20 protein-coding genes are annotated in these 15,384 nt (G+C 65.4%); 5 read left to right on the forward strand and 15 right to left on the reverse strand.

Features of this window, described 5'->3' with window-relative positions:
• Positions 1–101 precede the first annotated feature (101 nt).
• Positions 102–335 carry a hypothetical protein gene (locus Q0D75_RS09140; RefSeq protein ID WP_291052124.1) on the forward strand — a complete coding sequence of 78 codons (234 nt, stop codon included), beginning with the start codon at positions 102–104 and terminating at the stop codon, positions 333–335.
• A gap of 31 nt (positions 336–366) precedes the next feature.
• Here Q0D75_RS09140 and Q0D75_RS09145 read toward each other — a convergent pair whose 3' ends face one another.
• Together Q0D75_RS09145 and Q0D75_RS09150 are read right to left on the reverse strand one after the other, a co-directional pair.
• The gene (locus Q0D75_RS09145; RefSeq protein ID WP_291052128.1) at positions 367–573 is read right to left on the reverse strand and encodes a hypothetical protein; all 207 of its coding nucleotides are present in this window, start codon (positions 571–573) and stop codon (positions 367–369) included.
• Between the two features lie 402 nt (positions 574–975).
• Positions 976–1,143, reverse strand: a complete 168-nt coding sequence (locus Q0D75_RS09150) for a DNA-binding protein (protein ID WP_291052130.1) — start codon at positions 1,141–1,143, stop codon at positions 976–978.
• 261 nt (positions 1,144–1,404) lie between these two features.
• Here Q0D75_RS09150 and Q0D75_RS09155 point away from each other — a divergent pair, with 261 nt between their 5' ends.
• Positions 1,405–1,629 carry a helix-turn-helix domain-containing protein gene (locus Q0D75_RS09155; RefSeq protein ID WP_291052133.1) on the forward strand — a complete coding sequence of 75 codons (225 nt, stop codon included), beginning with the start codon at positions 1,405–1,407 and terminating at the stop codon, positions 1,627–1,629.
• A gap of 106 nt (positions 1,630–1,735) precedes the next feature.
• Here the strand turns inward: Q0D75_RS09155 and Q0D75_RS09160 are convergent, their stop codons facing one another.
• The 9 genes from Q0D75_RS09160 to Q0D75_RS09200 form a co-directional block, all read right to left on the reverse strand.
• Positions 1,736–2,107: a hypothetical protein gene (locus Q0D75_RS09160; protein WP_291052135.1), complete on the reverse strand. Its 372-nt coding sequence runs from the start codon at positions 2,105–2,107 to the stop codon at positions 1,736–1,738.
• Between the two features lie 87 nt (positions 2,108–2,194).
• Positions 2,195–2,434, reverse strand: coding sequence for a hypothetical protein (locus Q0D75_RS09165; RefSeq protein ID WP_291052138.1), 240 nt, complete (start codon positions 2,432–2,434; stop codon positions 2,195–2,197).
• Positions 2,435–2,444: 10 nt separating this feature from the next.
• On the reverse strand, positions 2,445–2,783 hold the full coding sequence (locus Q0D75_RS09170; RefSeq protein ID WP_291052141.1) for a hypothetical protein: 339 nt from the start codon (positions 2,781–2,783) through the stop codon (positions 2,445–2,447).
• An 816-nt stretch (positions 2,784–3,599) separates the two neighbouring features.
• Complete coding sequence (locus Q0D75_RS09175) at positions 3,600–3,971, reverse strand: hypothetical protein (RefSeq protein ID WP_291052143.1); 372 nt, start codon at positions 3,969–3,971, stop codon at positions 3,600–3,602.
• A 209-nt stretch (positions 3,972–4,180) separates the two neighbouring features.
• Positions 4,181–4,552 carry a hypothetical protein gene (locus tag Q0D75_RS09180; RefSeq protein ID WP_291052146.1) on the reverse strand — a complete coding sequence of 124 codons (372 nt, stop codon included), beginning with the start codon at positions 4,550–4,552 and terminating at the stop codon, positions 4,181–4,183.
• Positions 4,546–4,866 carry a hypothetical protein gene (locus tag Q0D75_RS09185; RefSeq protein WP_291052148.1) on the reverse strand — a complete coding sequence of 107 codons (321 nt, stop codon included), beginning with the start codon at positions 4,864–4,866 and terminating at the stop codon, positions 4,546–4,548. Before Q0D75_RS09185 ends, Q0D75_RS09180 begins: the two co-directional genes overlap by 7 nt.
• A 723-nt stretch (positions 4,867–5,589) precedes the next feature.
• Complete coding sequence (locus Q0D75_RS09190; RefSeq protein WP_291052151.1) at positions 5,590–6,240, reverse strand: hypothetical protein; 651 nt, start codon at positions 6,238–6,240, stop codon at positions 5,590–5,592.
• Positions 6,241–6,263: 23 nt separating this feature from the next.
• Complete coding sequence (locus Q0D75_RS09195; RefSeq protein ID WP_291052154.1) at positions 6,264–6,401, reverse strand: hypothetical protein; 138 nt, start codon at positions 6,399–6,401, stop codon at positions 6,264–6,266.
• A gap of 413 nt (positions 6,402–6,814) precedes the next feature.
• Entirely contained in the window at positions 6,815–7,576 is a 762-nt protein-coding gene (locus tag Q0D75_RS09200; RefSeq protein WP_291052156.1) for a hypothetical protein, read from the reverse strand.
• A 166-nt stretch (positions 7,577–7,742) separates the two neighbouring features.
• On the opposite strand from Q0D75_RS09200, the gene Q0D75_RS09205 reads away from it, so the two are divergent.
• The gene (locus Q0D75_RS09205) at positions 7,743–8,990 is read left to right on the forward strand and encodes a hypothetical protein (protein ID WP_291052159.1); all 1,248 of its coding nucleotides are present in this window, start codon (positions 7,743–7,745) and stop codon (positions 8,988–8,990) included.
• A 259-nt stretch (positions 8,991–9,249) separates the two neighbouring features.
• Positions 9,250–10,044 (forward strand): site-specific integrase, encoded by a 795-nt coding sequence (locus Q0D75_RS09210; RefSeq protein ID WP_291052163.1) that lies wholly within the window; start codon positions 9,250–9,252, stop codon positions 10,042–10,044.
• 5 nt (positions 10,045–10,049) lie between these two features.
• On the opposite strand, the gene glnA is transcribed toward Q0D75_RS09210, so the two are convergent.
• The 3 genes from glnA to Q0D75_RS09225 all read right to left on the reverse strand — a co-directional run bounded on the left by glnA (position 10,050) and on the right by Q0D75_RS09225 (position 12,767).
• Entirely contained in the window at positions 10,050–11,474 is a 1,425-nt protein-coding gene (gene glnA / locus Q0D75_RS09215; protein ID WP_291052165.1) for a type I glutamate--ammonia ligase, read from the reverse strand.
• Between the two features lie 150 nt (positions 11,475–11,624).
• Positions 11,625–12,035, reverse strand: a complete 411-nt coding sequence (locus Q0D75_RS09220; protein WP_291052166.1) for an RDD family protein — start codon at positions 12,033–12,035, stop codon at positions 11,625–11,627.
• A gap of 9 nt (positions 12,036–12,044) precedes the next feature.
• Positions 12,045–12,767: a DUF4191 domain-containing protein gene (locus Q0D75_RS09225; RefSeq protein ID WP_291052169.1), complete on the reverse strand. Its 723-nt coding sequence runs from the start codon at positions 12,765–12,767 to the stop codon at positions 12,045–12,047.
• A gap of 174 nt (positions 12,768–12,941) precedes the next feature.
• Here Q0D75_RS09225 and Q0D75_RS09230 point away from each other — a divergent pair, with 174 nt between their 5' ends.
• The gene (locus Q0D75_RS09230) at positions 12,942–14,354 is read left to right on the forward strand and encodes a hypothetical protein (protein ID WP_291052172.1); all 1,413 of its coding nucleotides are present in this window, start codon (positions 12,942–12,944) and stop codon (positions 14,352–14,354) included.
• A 26-nt stretch (positions 14,355–14,380) separates the two neighbouring features.
• Here Q0D75_RS09230 and sucB read toward each other — a convergent pair.
• Positions 14,381–15,384: 2-oxoglutarate dehydrogenase, E2 component, dihydrolipoamide succinyltransferase (gene sucB / locus Q0D75_RS09235; RefSeq protein ID WP_291052175.1), on the reverse strand; the 1,004-nt coding region annotated here is incomplete at its 5' end.

Genomic DNA, 15,384 nt, shown 5'->3' on the forward strand with positions numbered 1-15,384 from the left:
GCATCCGGCACGACACGCCGACGCGCGCGATTTCGCGGATTCTCGCCGAAGCTGGGTAGAGTCGCAGCAGATTCACTTTTCGAGTGAGAGCGAGGATGCTCATGGTCTCCATTCAGGTCCGCCCCACCCAGCGTGCGGTGGCGCACCTCCGTGTTCGCCTGGTCGCGATCGGTCTCGCGTTCCTCACCGGCATCGTGCTGATCGGCGCCGGCGTCGCCACCATCGGACTCGCCGACTCGCGCGCGGTGCGGCTCGGTGCCATGGGCTTGCTGTTGGTCGGCGTCTTCCTCGTTCTGGTCTCGGTCGTCCGACTGCGCCGCGCCCCCGCGCGCTGACCCATTCCTGGAATCAGGCGCCCCCTCGAAGTCAGCCTCCGAGGATGTCGTTCGCCTGCCGGCGCACGCGGTCGTAATCGATGACGAACTCCGGGTCGTCCGTCTCGAGATCCAGGTCGACGCCGTTCGCGGTCGTCCCGCCCTCGTCACTGATCCGGGCGGCGACCTCGGTCGCCAGCTCCTCGTAGATCTGGTCTTCGCCCCAGTCGCCGAGGTCGTCTGCTCCGATGTCGCTCATCGCGTGTCCTTCCCGATCGCTCCGCCCATTCTCGCGGCAGGTCGCACGTCCCGTCTAGGCGGCGCGGAGCACGCCCGAGAGTTCGTCGAGGTCGGCGGAGCTGAGCCCGCCCGCCGTCGGCGACGGGAGTCTCGGTGTCGGTCCTGCCGCCTTCACCGTATCGGCAGGCATCGCACGGCGAACGGCGAAGGGCCGCACTCCCGGAGAAGTGCGGCCCTCGCTGAGATGCCTGACGAAGATCAGGATCGGTGCGGATCAGACCCCGTAGTACAGCTCGAAGTCGTCGAGGCTCATTGTCGATGGTGGGAGTGGATGACTTCCCTGCAATCTCGCGGATATATATGCTCTGCTCAGCGTCGCGCGCGAATGCGGACAGATGAGCGTCTTTCGGACTTCGGCGGACTAGAGCTGATCAGCCAGCCACGCCTCGACGTCGTGCTCCCAGTAGCGCACCAGCCTGCCGAGCTCGAAGTGCGCGGGGCCCTTGCCGAGCGAACGCCAGTTCGTGAGGGGCTGCAAGGCGAGGCCCGTCCGTTCGGGCAGCTGCGACGGAGACAGCATCGCGTTCACGTGCGCGCTCCCTGGTGCGCGCACGCTAACGATGAAGCCCAGGCCTCGACACGCGCCCGCTCGGCACGCCGCGTGCGTTCGGGCGCCTTGGTGCCGTGCAGTCTTCCTGACCGCAGTGCCGCGCGCACGGTGACCGGATGCCGGCAAGCAATCTCTGAGGCGTCTCGCACGTCGAGCCACCGCGGCGGCGAGGCCGGCGGCCGGGGCGGCTCTGGCAGGCGGTTTAGGAACTGCTCGAGCTCCTCGCAGATGATGATGCGGATGATCGTCTCGATGCTCGTGCTGGAGCGTATGACAAATCAATGGCTCACCGATGCCCAGTGCTCTTCGAAAACCGGCATTCCCACTGGCACGCTGCGTGATTGGCAATTCAAGAAGCAGAACATCTGTTTCTCCCGCATCGGGCGGCTCGTCCGGTACTCGGAGGCTGAGGTCGAGGCATACCTGCAGAGTCAGGGCGTAGAGGTCCAGACAGCTGCTCAGTAACTCCTCGGGGCGGGCCGCTTGGCGCGTCGTCGGTGGCTCTGTGCTCCGTCGATCTCCTCCAGAATCCAGTAGTGGTCTTACTCGATGCCCCTGGCTAGAAGCACAGCTACTCGCCAAGATTGAAGTCGATGTCCGAGGCGTCGACTCGCGTCGGGCCTGTGGCATCGAGTCCTATGCCCGTGCGCTCGAATCTCACGTTCGACATGCGGATATTCCCGCCGGCTACCTGCACGGCGACAGGCGCGTCATAGAAGTTCATGTTGTAAATGCTGACGTCCTGAACGTACCCAAGGTTCATGACTGCGGGAACCGAGGTTGGGAAACTGAAACCGAACCACGGCGCCATCTGGAATGCTCGGCAGCGGGCATTGCATTTCGGGCAGCTGGCATTCCGGGCGTCGTCGACGACACAGAATTCGTGTCCGCAGGTCCAGCAGCCGTATGGCATGACCCACTTTTCCCTCTCTTCCGTGACCATCCCCGATTTCCTTCTCTAATTTCGCGTGAAGGCAGACGATACCCGGCATCGGGTGAGTTAGCGTTGCTGCTAGGCGACTTCCTTCGTTCAACCCAGGAAGCCTCGCACATCCCAGGCGGACGGCCGCAGCGCCTTGACAGCTTCCTCTGGCGTCGCGAAGGGTCCGAGCATCTGTAGACGATTGGTCCCGGACAAGTCGTCCGCGTGGCTGATCCGTAATCCGTCATACTCGTGCTCGACGCGCCACGGTGTTTCCACCATCGTGCCGTCGACCTCCGCGACGGCCATGTAGAGGTCATCCTCGATGCCGCGCGCGAGGAAGTGCATGCGCCGGAGCCTACAGCCCTCGACCCGCATGCGACGGTGACGTGTTCAGCACCGGCGGCACTGAGACGAACACGTGGTGCTGTGCGCACGCTTTCGCGGCGGCCTCGAGCGACGCGAAGTAGCCGTCACCGATGAGCTCGCGTGGCTGCTGCCAGGTCACGGCGCGGAACCGCCACACCTCGAAGCCCTCGGCGTTCACCGCGGCGACGTACCGAATCTCCGCGAACGGTTCGGCGGCGTCGCTGATCTGGTACACCCATGAGCTGGGCACGAGGTTGTCGACGGGGTGCCACTGGGCCAACGGGGTGCTCCTCTCAGGTGGGAGCGCGCCGGCCCGCGCAGTGGTCATCGTAGAGTCCTTGTAGACGCAGCCTGGAAAGTAGAGTGAGAAGCGGATGGCTACATGCTCAGCTGCGCAACGTGACGGTATAGTTCCGGCCATGAACAGGTCGATACTCCCCGCAGCCGCTCACGAGTGGCGGCAGTGGACCGGGACAGTCGTTCTCGCGGCTGTAGGCATCGCAATCGGAGCCGTGGGCCCGATATCAAATGCCAACGTCGGTTGGTGGCTCGTTCTTGGAGCGCTCTTTATCGTGGCCGCAGTTTTCCTGATTCCGATCATGCCGCAACCGAAGACGCTCCAACCAGCGCCGCCTCCGCAAACGAGATCCGGTAGCGCATTCGTTAGGGGAGACGTCTATGACTCCAGTTTTGATCGAGTTCGTGCTAATGCCGACTTCTTCATCGATGGGAAAAGCACCAGCTCTCGTTACACAGACGTTGACCTAAATCAGGAGGTCGTCCAATCGAAATCCTTGCCCTTATTCAAGGTCCTGTGGCGCTGGGTACGAAGATAACCCCTCAGGTTGACGACAGTCGTTTGTGGTTTGCGGGGGCGCGTGCGGCGCCTCGACAAAATCACCCTCGATGATGGTGAGTGTCGCTGTGGACGCTCCGTATGGGTCTCCGTCAACGCGAAAGATGTGCGATTCAACATGGGCCCATCCCTCGACTGACCGAGCCCATCGGCGACTCGACGCAGCTAGACAGTGAACGCCCCCGCATCTCGCCGAGGACAAGATGCGGGGGAGTTGTAGTTCGCTTGAATGCGATGTGTCACGATCCAGGTAGTGGACGTTCTACTGAACGCTCAGGCGGCGAGCGCCTACGTGCTGCGCTGATCGCGTTTCAAGTAGCCGAGCACAGCGCTGAGGATGGTCACCCCAGCGGTGATGAGCGGGGAGAACCCGGACAGATCGACACTGAAGGCTGTGGCGGCCAACAGGATACCGGTGGCGCTGATGCCAGTGAGGGTGAATATGAGCACCTTCGATGCGATCTCGCGGGGAGCGAGGTGCAGCAGCTTGTCGCGCTGGATGTATGCGGCCACGGTAGACACGACACCGACAAGCAGCACGGCGAGCTCGGTGGGCATCTGAAGGTCGTAGCCAAAGAGACCGCCGGCGCACTGAATGAGCCAGATGCGGCCGGAGGCGGTCATGCCGGTGGCGAGGAACGCGATCAGCTTCGGAGCCAACTCGGTCCAAAGGCGCGCGACGGGAGTGGGGATGGCGTGGGTCAGGATGGCTCCTTGGGGTTGCGGACCTTCACGAGGTCACGGTCGGGGGCGGTGCGAAGAAGGTGCTGCCGCCACTTGCGGAGTGCGAGCAGGCCGCGAGGGCGGTGATGGTGAACGCGACGTACCCGTGCACGGTAAGGCGCAGAACCGGGCGCCAGATCGCGACGTCACCGGGGTAGGTGAACCCCTCGCGGCCGGCGGACGTGTCGACGAACAGGCCGATGAAGACGAGTCCGATTACGCCCACGAGAGACATCGAGAACCGGAACACGAACTTGCCGGCGGTCGTCGCGCGCGTCGAACTTGTCGGCGACGTCGGGATCCTCGGACCCGGGCGGACTGAACTCCATCCACCCCGTGCGCGGGTCGGAACCTGAGCGGCCGCGGTCGCGGACGCCCTCCCACGCCTCGGAGTCGTTGAGCTCATCGGGCACGGTGCCGGTGTAGATGATCTGCGTGTTGTCGACGGCCGACATGGTGGGCAGCAGCGCGTCGAGTGCGGCCTGCGCCATCTGCTGCGCCTCGTCGACGATCAGCACGTCGGTCGTGAAGCCGACGCCCGAGAACGCGCCAGGTACAGCAGACGGTTCCCGTTCGCGAGCTCGAACCCTTCCTCGCCGTGCCCGGTCGAGATGCGGGTCACCTCGCCCATCAGGATCGCCGACAACTGGATCACACGCCGCAGCCGGAGGAACGCCTCGCGGGCAGTCTTGAACTGGTGCGCCGTGTGCACGATCGTCTTCGGCTCACCATCCGGCTTGGGCCACAGGTAGAGGTGCGCCATCGTGGCCGGCGACAGCACGCCGCCCTTGCCGTTCTGACGGGCCACCAGCTCGCCGTGCTCCGTGCACACCCAGCGGCCGAACGCGTCGATCGAGAAGATCGAGTCAAGCGACAGCTCCTGCCACGGGTCGCTCTTCTTCCCAGCCCCAAAGGTCGAGCGCCTCGTCGCCGAGCGAGCCCACGCGCTCCGGGAGCCTATGAAGCCGCGGCCGCTGCGAGCCTACGAGCACGGACTTCGGCGAGCTGGTCTGCAAGCGTGACCCCCCTTCACCTGGCCGTTGCCCTGCAGCTCGGCGATCTCCCGAACCGTCTCGCGCTGCTCCCGCATCAGGAGGTAAGCCTTCGCCGGGTCCGACTTCCGCAGCGTCGGCAGCAACTGCCTCTGCTCCTCGAGTAGCTCCTTCAGCACCTCGAGCCGCGACACGTGGCCGTCCTCCGTCACCGGAGTAGGTGTGGGAGGTGCCGGCGGTGTCTCGTCAGCCGGGGGCTTCTTCGCGGCCGCCCGGGCCGCGCGAGCAGGCGCCGACGTCGACCGCGCACCGTCGTGCTCCTTCTGAGCCGCCCGACAAGCCGCATCGACCGGCTCACCGTGCTTCAGATGGCGCCAATACGCGCCGTACGTGCCGCAGACCGCTCTGGGTGGTGGCATCGTGCACCTCCATCGCGCGTCATCGGGCATCGAGCGTCACGCACTATCGTGCGCGGGGAGAAACACGCCAGGACCGCGCGGGAGGTGGGCACTAGTACGGGGTTTCTGGATTTTTTCGGGTTCGCCGGGTGTCGGTGCCCCTGGTCACATCGGCATCTGGCTGATCATGAAGTGCAGGACCGGTGAGGGCACGATTTGGCCTGGGTCGGTGATCTGAGGGTGGTGGCCGATGTGGAGGCCGAGGAACTGTCCATTGTCTGTACGCAGTGCTGGTCCCCCTGAGAACCCTTTGACCGTCACGATGTCTGCCTCGATCATTGCTCCGCCGCGTATTCCGATCACGGTTCCGTCTGCGACTTGGATGGGCGGTGGCCATGTGGTCTCGATGTTGGGGAACCCGTAGACCTGCAGAGGGGTGCCCGGCGGCACACCGATGCTTGCTTCCAAGACATGGATCTGGTGCTGACTTAGTAGGGCGTAACCTGCCTCGCCGAATGTGTCGACGGGCATCCACAGTGCGTCGGCTAGGTTGACACCGGAACCCTTCAGGTAGCCGAACTTGGGGGTTCGCATGCCGTCGGAGCTGAATAGGTCGACTTCGTAGTATCCGGCATCGACGTGCACCTTCAACGTATCCGGCCACGTCGACCAGTCCGACTTGGGCTGCTCCCCAGTCGGCACGTGTGCGGCGGTTACGAGATAATCCCGACCGTTAATCGCGGCTAGGAAGGCTGAGCCGACGTTGTCGTTTCCGTCTGAGTCTGTCGTGTGAATGGGGAATGTGGGCCGCATCATGGGCCGAGGCTATCGGGGTCGCCTCAGGTTGCGGTCCAGATTTCGACGGGCGCGTGGTCGCTCTTCCGGCTGTTGCAGCGCAGGTGCATCGAGACCAGCTGCTGGCCGACGAGGCGGCCACCGTTGCCGAGCGCTTGCGGGTGATCGGCGGTGAAGGCCATCGGGTCTCTCGAGTCGAGCGCGGTGTTGATGGGCTGGCCGCATCCCTCGCCGGTGGGTGAGCCGTACCCGCAGGGCAGGTTCTCCTCCTTGGTGCGGCGTTTCAGGCCGCCTGGGCGCGGCGGTAGGCGCGGTGGCCCCTGCCGTCACGAATGCTGCGAGTGCTACTCGTCGCCATCGATCGGCCCAGGGTCGGAGGGTGAGACGCGGATGAGGGCGGCCGAGGTGGCGAACACTGCGATGAGAGCGAGCACGGCAACTCCGATCTGCGCAAGCGGGGTCATCGCAGGAACGCCGCCGTGCAACCAGATGCGGCGGACAACCGTGACTGAGATTGTGCGGCACGCTTCGACTCGCAGTGGCAGTCGCAGGACGAGATGACCCAACTTCATCGGTGAGCACGGCGGGCTCACAACTACCCTCGAGGGTCGATCCAACCTGGCGCAGTCCACACAAAAGCATCGTGCATCTGCTGGACTAATACCTGAGCACGAACGAGAGTCGACAGAGAGACGTCAATCGTCTGAACCGATCCGTCAGCCACGGTGATGCTGAATTCCGAACCGCCCAGATTACCCATGTCAATCACCGGCACATTCATAACCTTGCCCGGCTTGCCGATCCCGCGAATCCTGTCCTCAGTGTGGTGCGCGGAATTGCGAATGTCCCGCAATTGGGGGAACTCGGTGCTCCACACACGGAAAGTTTCGATCGCTTCTGAGGGAGCACCTTCCCAACCCGCGATGACTGACATTAGCTTTTCGATACCGTCCAAGGCGAACACGAATGACTCCGCATGCATGAACGGGAACTGAGCGCGGAAGCTGGAAGGGACGACGCTTTGCGCCTCGGCAATCGAGAGAGCGAGACGCTCAACCTCGATTTGCGGAGCGTCATCGTCCCAGTCGAACGCCGGACGCCCGCTCGAAGTTTCGTACACGCGCTCGGCGGCTCGGTGACGTTGCTTGCTCTCCTCCGACTGGACACGGCGGCGCTCCACGAACGCGGCGCCGTCGTCGTCGCCGAACGGATTCGCGGCTTCGAACCAGAGAAGGGCGATAGTCGCTCGGAAAAATGCGCGGCGCACTTGGGTGAACATTTGCATGACCTGCCAACCGTTCTCCCTCGATCCAAATTCAACGTCTGAGCCGGGGACGGTGATGGGAAGCAGGTGCATATCGAAAGCATGCCATCGCTGGGACTGGGATTGGGAGCGCTCGAGGTCCCAGCTCGTGGTCTTGGTCAAAGTGGTATGCCGTTCCGGTCACCGTGCCGCGGGTAAGGCGGGCGGGGTGAGGTACACGGCTTGAGCTGAAGCGTTATCATCTGCCGAGGGGGCAGAGATGACCGAGATGCAGACGCGCGGACTCCAGCCCGCCTCGCAGGGATTCCAGACGCTGTTTGTGCCCTCCGAACGCGCGATTGAGGCAAAAGGGTTTCCGGGGGAGATCTGGATATGCTCTATCTGCCAATTCGTGATCGCGTCTGGCGTGCGATACAACCAGATCCTTGGGATCAGCTTCCTGTGTCCAAGTTGCGGCACAGTTGTGGATTCTCCGGCGAGGCTGCCTGGGCAGCCGCTCACACTCTCAATAGTCGCAGACGCGGGCACATTCTTCCTCGGAGAGCCGATCATGCTGACCGACGATGGCGTTGCGATCTATTCGAGAGACACGGTTCAGGAGTACGAGCGTGAGATCGGAAAAGCAAGCCAAAGGGACGCTTCGTTCGCTCTGATGGACGCGCAGGGCCTGCGAGTTCATGCGTATCAATTGCAGCGCCTCCTAGGGGATGCGTACCCGAAGCTGAAGGCTGAAGCTGAACGGGCGATCTCTTCGGGAAACCCCCAACGAGTCCATTGGGGCTATGAACTCGTCCGCTACGCGCGGTCTGTTGCCCGGGATCTAGAGACGAATCGAACGGGATCGTTCGACTTCGACGCGATGCGACTCGCGCACCTACCTCTCGTTGCGCAGACCTTGGAGAGGTGGGCGCAACACCCGCAGTACCCTGCGCTCAAGGCAACGCTTGCTCACGACACCGAAGCGCAACACACAGTCGCGCTACTACTCACCGCCGCATGGTTGGCTGACATCGGCTTCGGAATCGAGATAGTCCCAGCGAAAGGCTTTGAAAAAGCGCCCGACCTGAGAGTGATGGCCGATGTATGGACCCTTCTTGACACCGAACTGAAGACTCCCCTGGTCTTGCGCTACCCCGAGCACCCGATCACCCGAGAGGTCGCGGACTCCGCGATCCGAAAGTGCCTAAGCAAGTCCTCTCGCCAGATCGCGAGCGAGAGCTACATGCTCTTCATCGGAAGCTACGGCCTCAGCCCGCGTGACCACGAAATGCTTGAGAATCGCGCCATGCACGAATTTCGTCGATACCACCGCCGCAATCTGCTCGCGATTGCGTTCGTCAACATCGCTAACGTCGTGCTCACTGGCCAGGGGCCACCCACAATCGCCCCGCAGACCGTGCTCCGTCTCGCGGAGAACCCTTTCCATCAAGGCCGCGCCAAGATCGTTCGCGGAGAACCCCGAGACAAGTTGTTCCACGAAGTCGTGAGGAGCCCGCCGAAGGAGTGACGGCGGCCGGCGAGATGTTAGTGCTCCGGCCGGCCGCCCGTTGACGAGTTCGCACCCCCTCAGATGCCAGGTTGTCAGCCCTGTATCGCCACCGGAAGAGACGGCGGCGGGTCCGTGATGCACCGGAACCCGAGGCGAGCGAGGCTAGAAGCCTTGGGTGCAGAAGTGCGTAGTTTGGCTGCAAGGCTATGGCGGCCGCCCGTCCACGATCCGGCAGGCACGATCACACCTGAAGCACATCACCGCCGAGTTCGGAGCCATGCCCCTCGCCGCGGTGCGACCGTCGCAGGTGGAGGCGTGGACGGCGAAGCTGGCCGCCCAGGGGCTCGCGACGTCGACCGTGTACGCGCTCCACTCGCGGCTGTCTCACGTCTTCTCAAACGCCGTCCACGATGGCCTGGTGGCCCGCTCGCCGGTCAGGCGACGCACGTCCCCGGCGGCCCCGAAGCAGCGGACCTACGTGGCCACCACGGAGCAGGTGTGGGCGCTCTACGAGGCGATGCCGGCCGGGATGAAGCCAGTGGTGCTGCTCGGTGCGTTCGCGGGCCTACGAGTCGCTGAGATCGCGGCGCTTCGCGTCGTCGACGTCGACTTCATGCGCGGCGTCATCTCGCCAACGATCCAGTATCCGGCAGAGCCCTTGAAGACCGAGATCTCGAAGACGCCGATCCCGATCCCATCTGAGCTCGCGCTCGAGCTGAACCGGGTGCCGTCCGAGTGGGGGAGCGAGACCCTCGTCGTGGGCGTGTGCGGCCGCGGTGTCGCTCCGTACACGCTCGAGACCGCGTTCAGGGCCGCGCGCTACAGCATCGACGGCCTGCCCGAGGGGTTCCGCATCCACGACCTGCGACACTACTTCGCGTCGCTGCTCATCGCGGCCGGCCTCGACATCAAGACCGTGCAGAAGCGGATGCGGCACTCGTCCGCCAAGACGACGCTCGACGTCTACGGGCACATGTGGCCCGACAAAGACGAGTCCGCACGAGCCGTCGTCCAGAGTGTTCTGGCGGCTCGTGCGGACTCGTTGCGGACTAACGCCGCGCGATCGCAGTGATCTAGCTACACCCCGTAGTACAGCTCGTACTCGAAGGGGTGCGGGCGCTGGGCGATCGGCTTGATCTCGTTCTCCCGCTTGTACGAGATCCAGGTCTCGATCAGGTCGGGCGTGAACACGTTGCCCTTGGTGAGGAACTCGTGGTCGGCCTCGAGCGCGGCCAGGGCGCCCTCCAGCGTCGACGGAACCTGGGGGATGTTCTTGGCCTCTTCGGGCGGCAGCTCGTAGAGGTCCTTGTCGACAGGCTCGTGCGGCTCGATGCGGTTCTGAATGCCGTCCAGGCCCGCCATCAGCTGAGCGGCGAACGCCAGGTACGGGTTGCCCGAGGCATCCGGAGCGCGGAATTCGATGCGCTTGGCCTTGGGGTTCGTGCCCGTGATCGGGATACGGATCGACGCCGAGCGGTTACCGGCCGAGTAGACCAGGTTGACGGGGGCCTCGAAGCCGGGAACCAGGCGGTGGTAGGAGTTCACCGTCGGGTTCGTGAAGGCGAGCACCGCGGGGGCGTGCTTCAGCAGACCGCCGATGTACCAGCGCGCGAGGTCGCTGAGCCCGCCGTAGCCGGCCTCGTCGTAGAACAGCGGCTTGCCGTCGTTCCAGAGCGACTGGTGGGTGTGCATGCCCGATCCGTTGTCGCCGAAGAGCGGCTTGGGCATGAACGTCGCCGTCTTGCCCCACAGGTTCGCCGTGTTCTTCACGATGTACTTGAACTTCAGGATGTCGTCGGCCGCGTGCACCATAGTGTCGAAGCGGTAGTTGATCTCACCCTGGCCGCCGGTGCCGACCTCGTGGTGCGAGCGCTCGAGGATGAGGCCCGCGTCGATCAGCTTGAGGCAGATGTCGTCGCGCAGGTCGGCGTGCTGGTCGACCGGGCTGACGGGGAAGTAGCCGCCCTTGAAAGGCGTCTTGTTGCCGAGGTTGCCGCCCTCTTCTTCGCGGCCGGAGTTCCAGGCGCCTTCGGAGGAGTCGACCGCGTAGAAGCTCGAGTTCTGCTTCACTTCGTAGCGCACGTCGTCGAAGATGTAGAACTCGGCCTCGGGGGCGAAGAACGCGGTGTCGGCGATGCCGGTCGAGGCGAGGTACTTCTCGGCCTTCTTGGCCACCTGGCGCGGGTCGCGGGAGTAGATCTCGCCGTTCCGCGGGTTGTAGATGTCGAAGACGAGGATGAGCGTGCGCTCGGCGCGGAAAGCGTCGATGTAAGCCGTGGAGACGTCAGGGATGAGCTGCATGTCCGACTCGTGGATCGACGCGAAGCCGCGGATCGACGAGCCGTCGAAGAGCTGTCCGACCGCGAAGAACTCCTCGTCGACGGTGGAGGCGGGAATGTTGAAGTGCTGCTGGACACCGGGGAGGTCGGTGAACCGGATGTCAAGGAACTTGACGTCGGTGTCCTTGATGAACTTGAGCACCTCGGAAGAATCACTGAACATGTGAGAGATCTCCAAATGGCTTGGAACAGAAAAAGCTACAGATGTAACCACTCACAAGGATAGAGGTAGGCGATTACCCCTCGGTGACGCCATTGTTTCCGGGATGTTACGGGGCCGATTCCGACGGCCGCCGTACCACCTCGGAGCGAGTCACCTTTTGACCAGCACCGTGCCGGAGAAGACGTCGTGCAGGCCCCTCTGGTCGGAATCCCAGATCACCGCGGGGATGATGAGCACCAGCAGCACGGTGCGCAGGATCGGGCGCCACCAGCCGGCGTAGCCACCGTCGAGCCGCACCAGGCGCATCCCGAGCACGAGGTGGCCGATGCCACCACCGAGGGTCACCAGCAGCACGATCTGCTCGATCATGAAGATGACCAGGCTGGCCCAGTCGTTGCCGAAGAAGAAGGCGAAGTAGATCACGTAGCAGAACGCGAAGTCGATCAGCAGGCCCGCGATGCGCCGGCCGGGCCGTGCAACGGAGCCGTGGCCCTCGCGATTGAAACCGAGGCGCTCACCCGGCCACTGGCTGGGTGCGGCGCCACCGGTGGAGGTCGTCACGTCGGCGGCTCAGCGGCCGCGCTGGGGGCGCATCCGCATCGGGTCGATGCCCTTGGGGATCGGCAGCGGCGAGCCGGAGAGCGAGGTGAGACGGTTGCTCACGGCCAGCACCTCGGGCTTGGTGAGCGCGGGTTTGATGCGCTGCATCTTCGCGGCGACGCGGTGCAGCGGAACGTCTGCGGGGTCGTTGCCGACCGTCAGGAACGTCACGGGGACGTTCGGCAGGATACGCAGCACCTTGCGGCGTTCGTCTTCGAGCATGCGGGTGGTGCGGGAGTGCGCGCCCTCGCCGATCAGCACGACACCGCCCCGGCCGACGGCCCGGTAGACCGCATCCTGCGTCTTGCCGTTCACGGCCACGGGCATCTCGCTGCCCGTCCAGCTGCGCTTGAGCGAGCTGCGCAGAACGGCGCCGACCGCGCCCGGCTGACCCTCGATCTGCTTGTACGCGGCGCGTTCGGCGCGGCGGCCGAGGATGATCAGGGCGGCGAGCAGGCCCGCCAGCACACCTGCGAGGATCCACATCACCAGGCCGAAGACGTTGTCGCGCGAGAAGATCAGCGCGAGCGCCACACCGGCGAGCACGGGCACGGCGAAGCCGAGGGCCATGATCCAGACCGCGCTGCTGTCGTAGCGGCGGGTCATCTTGAAGACCTGCCACATCTGCTTGATGCGGCCGGCCTCCTTGGGGGGCTTCGGGGCCTTCTGGGGCTTCTCGGTGCGGCGTGCCATGCCTCCTAGGATACTTCGTCACGCCCGGCCCCTGGGCCACGCGGCAGGTTGGATCGGGGGATCCGGCCGGGGGATTCGAGCGGCGAGTTCTGCACAGGGCGGGCAGGCCGGGCGGTTGTGCACAGATCCGGCCGATCCGGGTGACTCCAGGCGGCAGCGGATCAGCCTTGAGTCATGACAACCCACGCACTCGCCTCCGTCGCCGGCTACCGTCTCCTCGAGGTCATCGGAGTGGGGGAGAGCGCTGCCGTGTACCTCGCGGAGCCTCCCGATGAGCGCACCGGTGAGATCGCTCCGAAGGCGGTCGTGCTGAAGGTCTGCCGTGGGCCCTCGGCACAGGCCCGGGTGGCCGAATGCCAGGTTCTGCTGGATCATCCGGTGCCGGGGATGCCGCGACTTCTCGATGCCACGCGCCTGCCGACGGGCGAGCAGGTGATCGTGATGTCGTTCTGCGCGGGCCGGAGCCTGCGATCATACTCCGCCGGCGCGCACCGGGACTCACCGCCCGGGGCGTGGCAAGGTGCGCTCGAGCGGCTGGTAAGTGAGCTGCACGCGGCCGGGGTGGCCCATGGAGGGATCGACGCGGGCGACGTCCTGGTCGATCACGACGGCACCGTGTCCCTCCTGGGGTTCGACGCTACTCGCCGCAGGGGAGAGGACGGCTTCGAGCGCGCGGTGGCGACGGATCGCTCCGCCGTCCGCCGTCTGATCGCGCAATTCGCTCCCGAGCATTCGCGCGCGACTGCCGACGGGACGGTTCCGGAGCCGTCCCTGCGTGATGACGGCTTCGATCAGCACTTCGACGAGGCGGCCTGGGCCTGGCGTGAACGGGAGACCGAGAGCATCGAGGCGCCGGAGCAGACCGTCGCCGCTGTGCTGGAACCGGCCTACCTGGCGCTGGTGGAGGGGTCGCGTGGCATCAGGTCACTCGCTCTGGCCGGTGTGCGGCGCGGGTTGCAGTCCCGGCGGCGAAAGCTGATCGCGGGTGCTGGTGTCGCGGTGGTGGGGCTGGCCGGGGCCTTGTGCGTGTCTGTACCGCCCCAGGATGCGGTCGCCGCGACCGATCGTGCCCAGGCGCACTCGTCCGTTACCGGTCCGCCGCCGGTCTCGGTGGCAGCACCGCCGGTTTCTGTGGCAGCACCGCCGGTCTCGGCGTCTGCACCGCCGGTCTCGCCGGAACCGGCAGCCGTCGCCTCCTCGAGCGTCGCGTCCGCCGGCCCCGCGGATGACGCGGCGCTGAGGGCCGACGATCCGGTGGCGGCGGCCACGGTGCTGCTTCGGGAGCGGGAGACCTGCCTGCGTGCTCCGGTCTCCGGATGCCTGGAGCGGGTGGACGAGGGAGACTCGCCCGCCCTGCGCCTCGACCGGGCGGCGACTGCGGCGGTTACGAGGGGTGATGCGGGTGAGGGCCCGAGCGCCGGAGGTACAGCTTCCCCTCCGGTGCTCGTGCAGCGGATCGGTGCCACGGCCATCCTGACCGTCGCTCTCGTGGATGGGGCGCCGGATCCGGGAACGACGAAGCCGGCCTCGCTTCTCGTGGTGAGAGGCGAGGCCGGCTGGCGGATCAGGTCGTTCGACCCATTCTAGATTCTGTTCCGACGCTTCCGATGCGGCTAGATGCCGAGGTCGGCAGCGAAGTCGCCCTCTTCCAGGCGATCCTTGACCGCGGTCAGGAAGCGGGCGGCGTCGGCACCGTCGACGATGCGGTGATCGTAGCTGAGGGCCAGGTACACCGTCGAGCGGATGGCGATCGCATCGCTGCCGTCGACCTTCACGACGACCGGCTTCTTCACCACGACACCGGTGCCGAGGATGGCGACCTGCGGAAGGAAGACCAGCGGCGTGTCGAACAGGGCGCCGCGCGAACCGGTGTTGGTCAGCGTGAACGTTCCGCCGGACAGCTCGTCGGGCTTCAGCTTGTTGTCGCGGGTGCGAGCGGCCAGGTCGGCGATCTGGGCGGCCAGGCCCGCGATGTCGAGGTCGCCGGCGTTCTTCACCACGGGGGTGAGGAGGCCGCGCTCGGTGTCGACCGCGATGCTGATGCTCTCGTGGTCGGGGTAGACGATCGATTCGCCGTCGACCGTGGCGTTGATGATCGGGTACGCCTTCAGCGCCTCGGCGGCGGCCAGAGCGAAGAACGGCAGGAAGGAGAGCTTGTTGCCCGTCTTCTCGACGAACGCCCCCTTCACCGAGTCGCGGAAGGAAGCGACCTTGGTGACGTCGACCTCCACCACGGTGGTGAGCTGGGCCGAAGCCTGCATCGAGGCCACGGCACGCTCGGCGACCACCTTGCGCAGTCGCGACATCGGCTGCGTGGTGCCGCGCAGGGCCGAGGTCTCCAGGGGGGCGCGCTTGGTTGACGGAGCGGCGGCCGAGGATGCGGCCGGTGCGGAGACCGCGGCGAGCACGTCTTCTTTGCGGATGCGCCCGCCGACACCGGTTCCGGTGACCGTGCTCAGGTCGATGCCCTTGTCATGGGCGAGCTTGCGCACCAGCGGGGTGACGTAGCCGGCGTTGGAACCGGATGCGGTCGCAGCGGCCGGTGCGGCTGCTGCGGGAGCCGGGGCAGCGGCAGGCGCAGGCGCGGCGGCAGGTGCCGGTGCGGCGGCGGGCGCCG

The organism is Herbiconiux sp., assembly GCF_023264855.1.
GTDB lineage: Bacteria > Actinomycetota > Actinomycetes > Actinomycetales > Microbacteriaceae > Herbiconiux.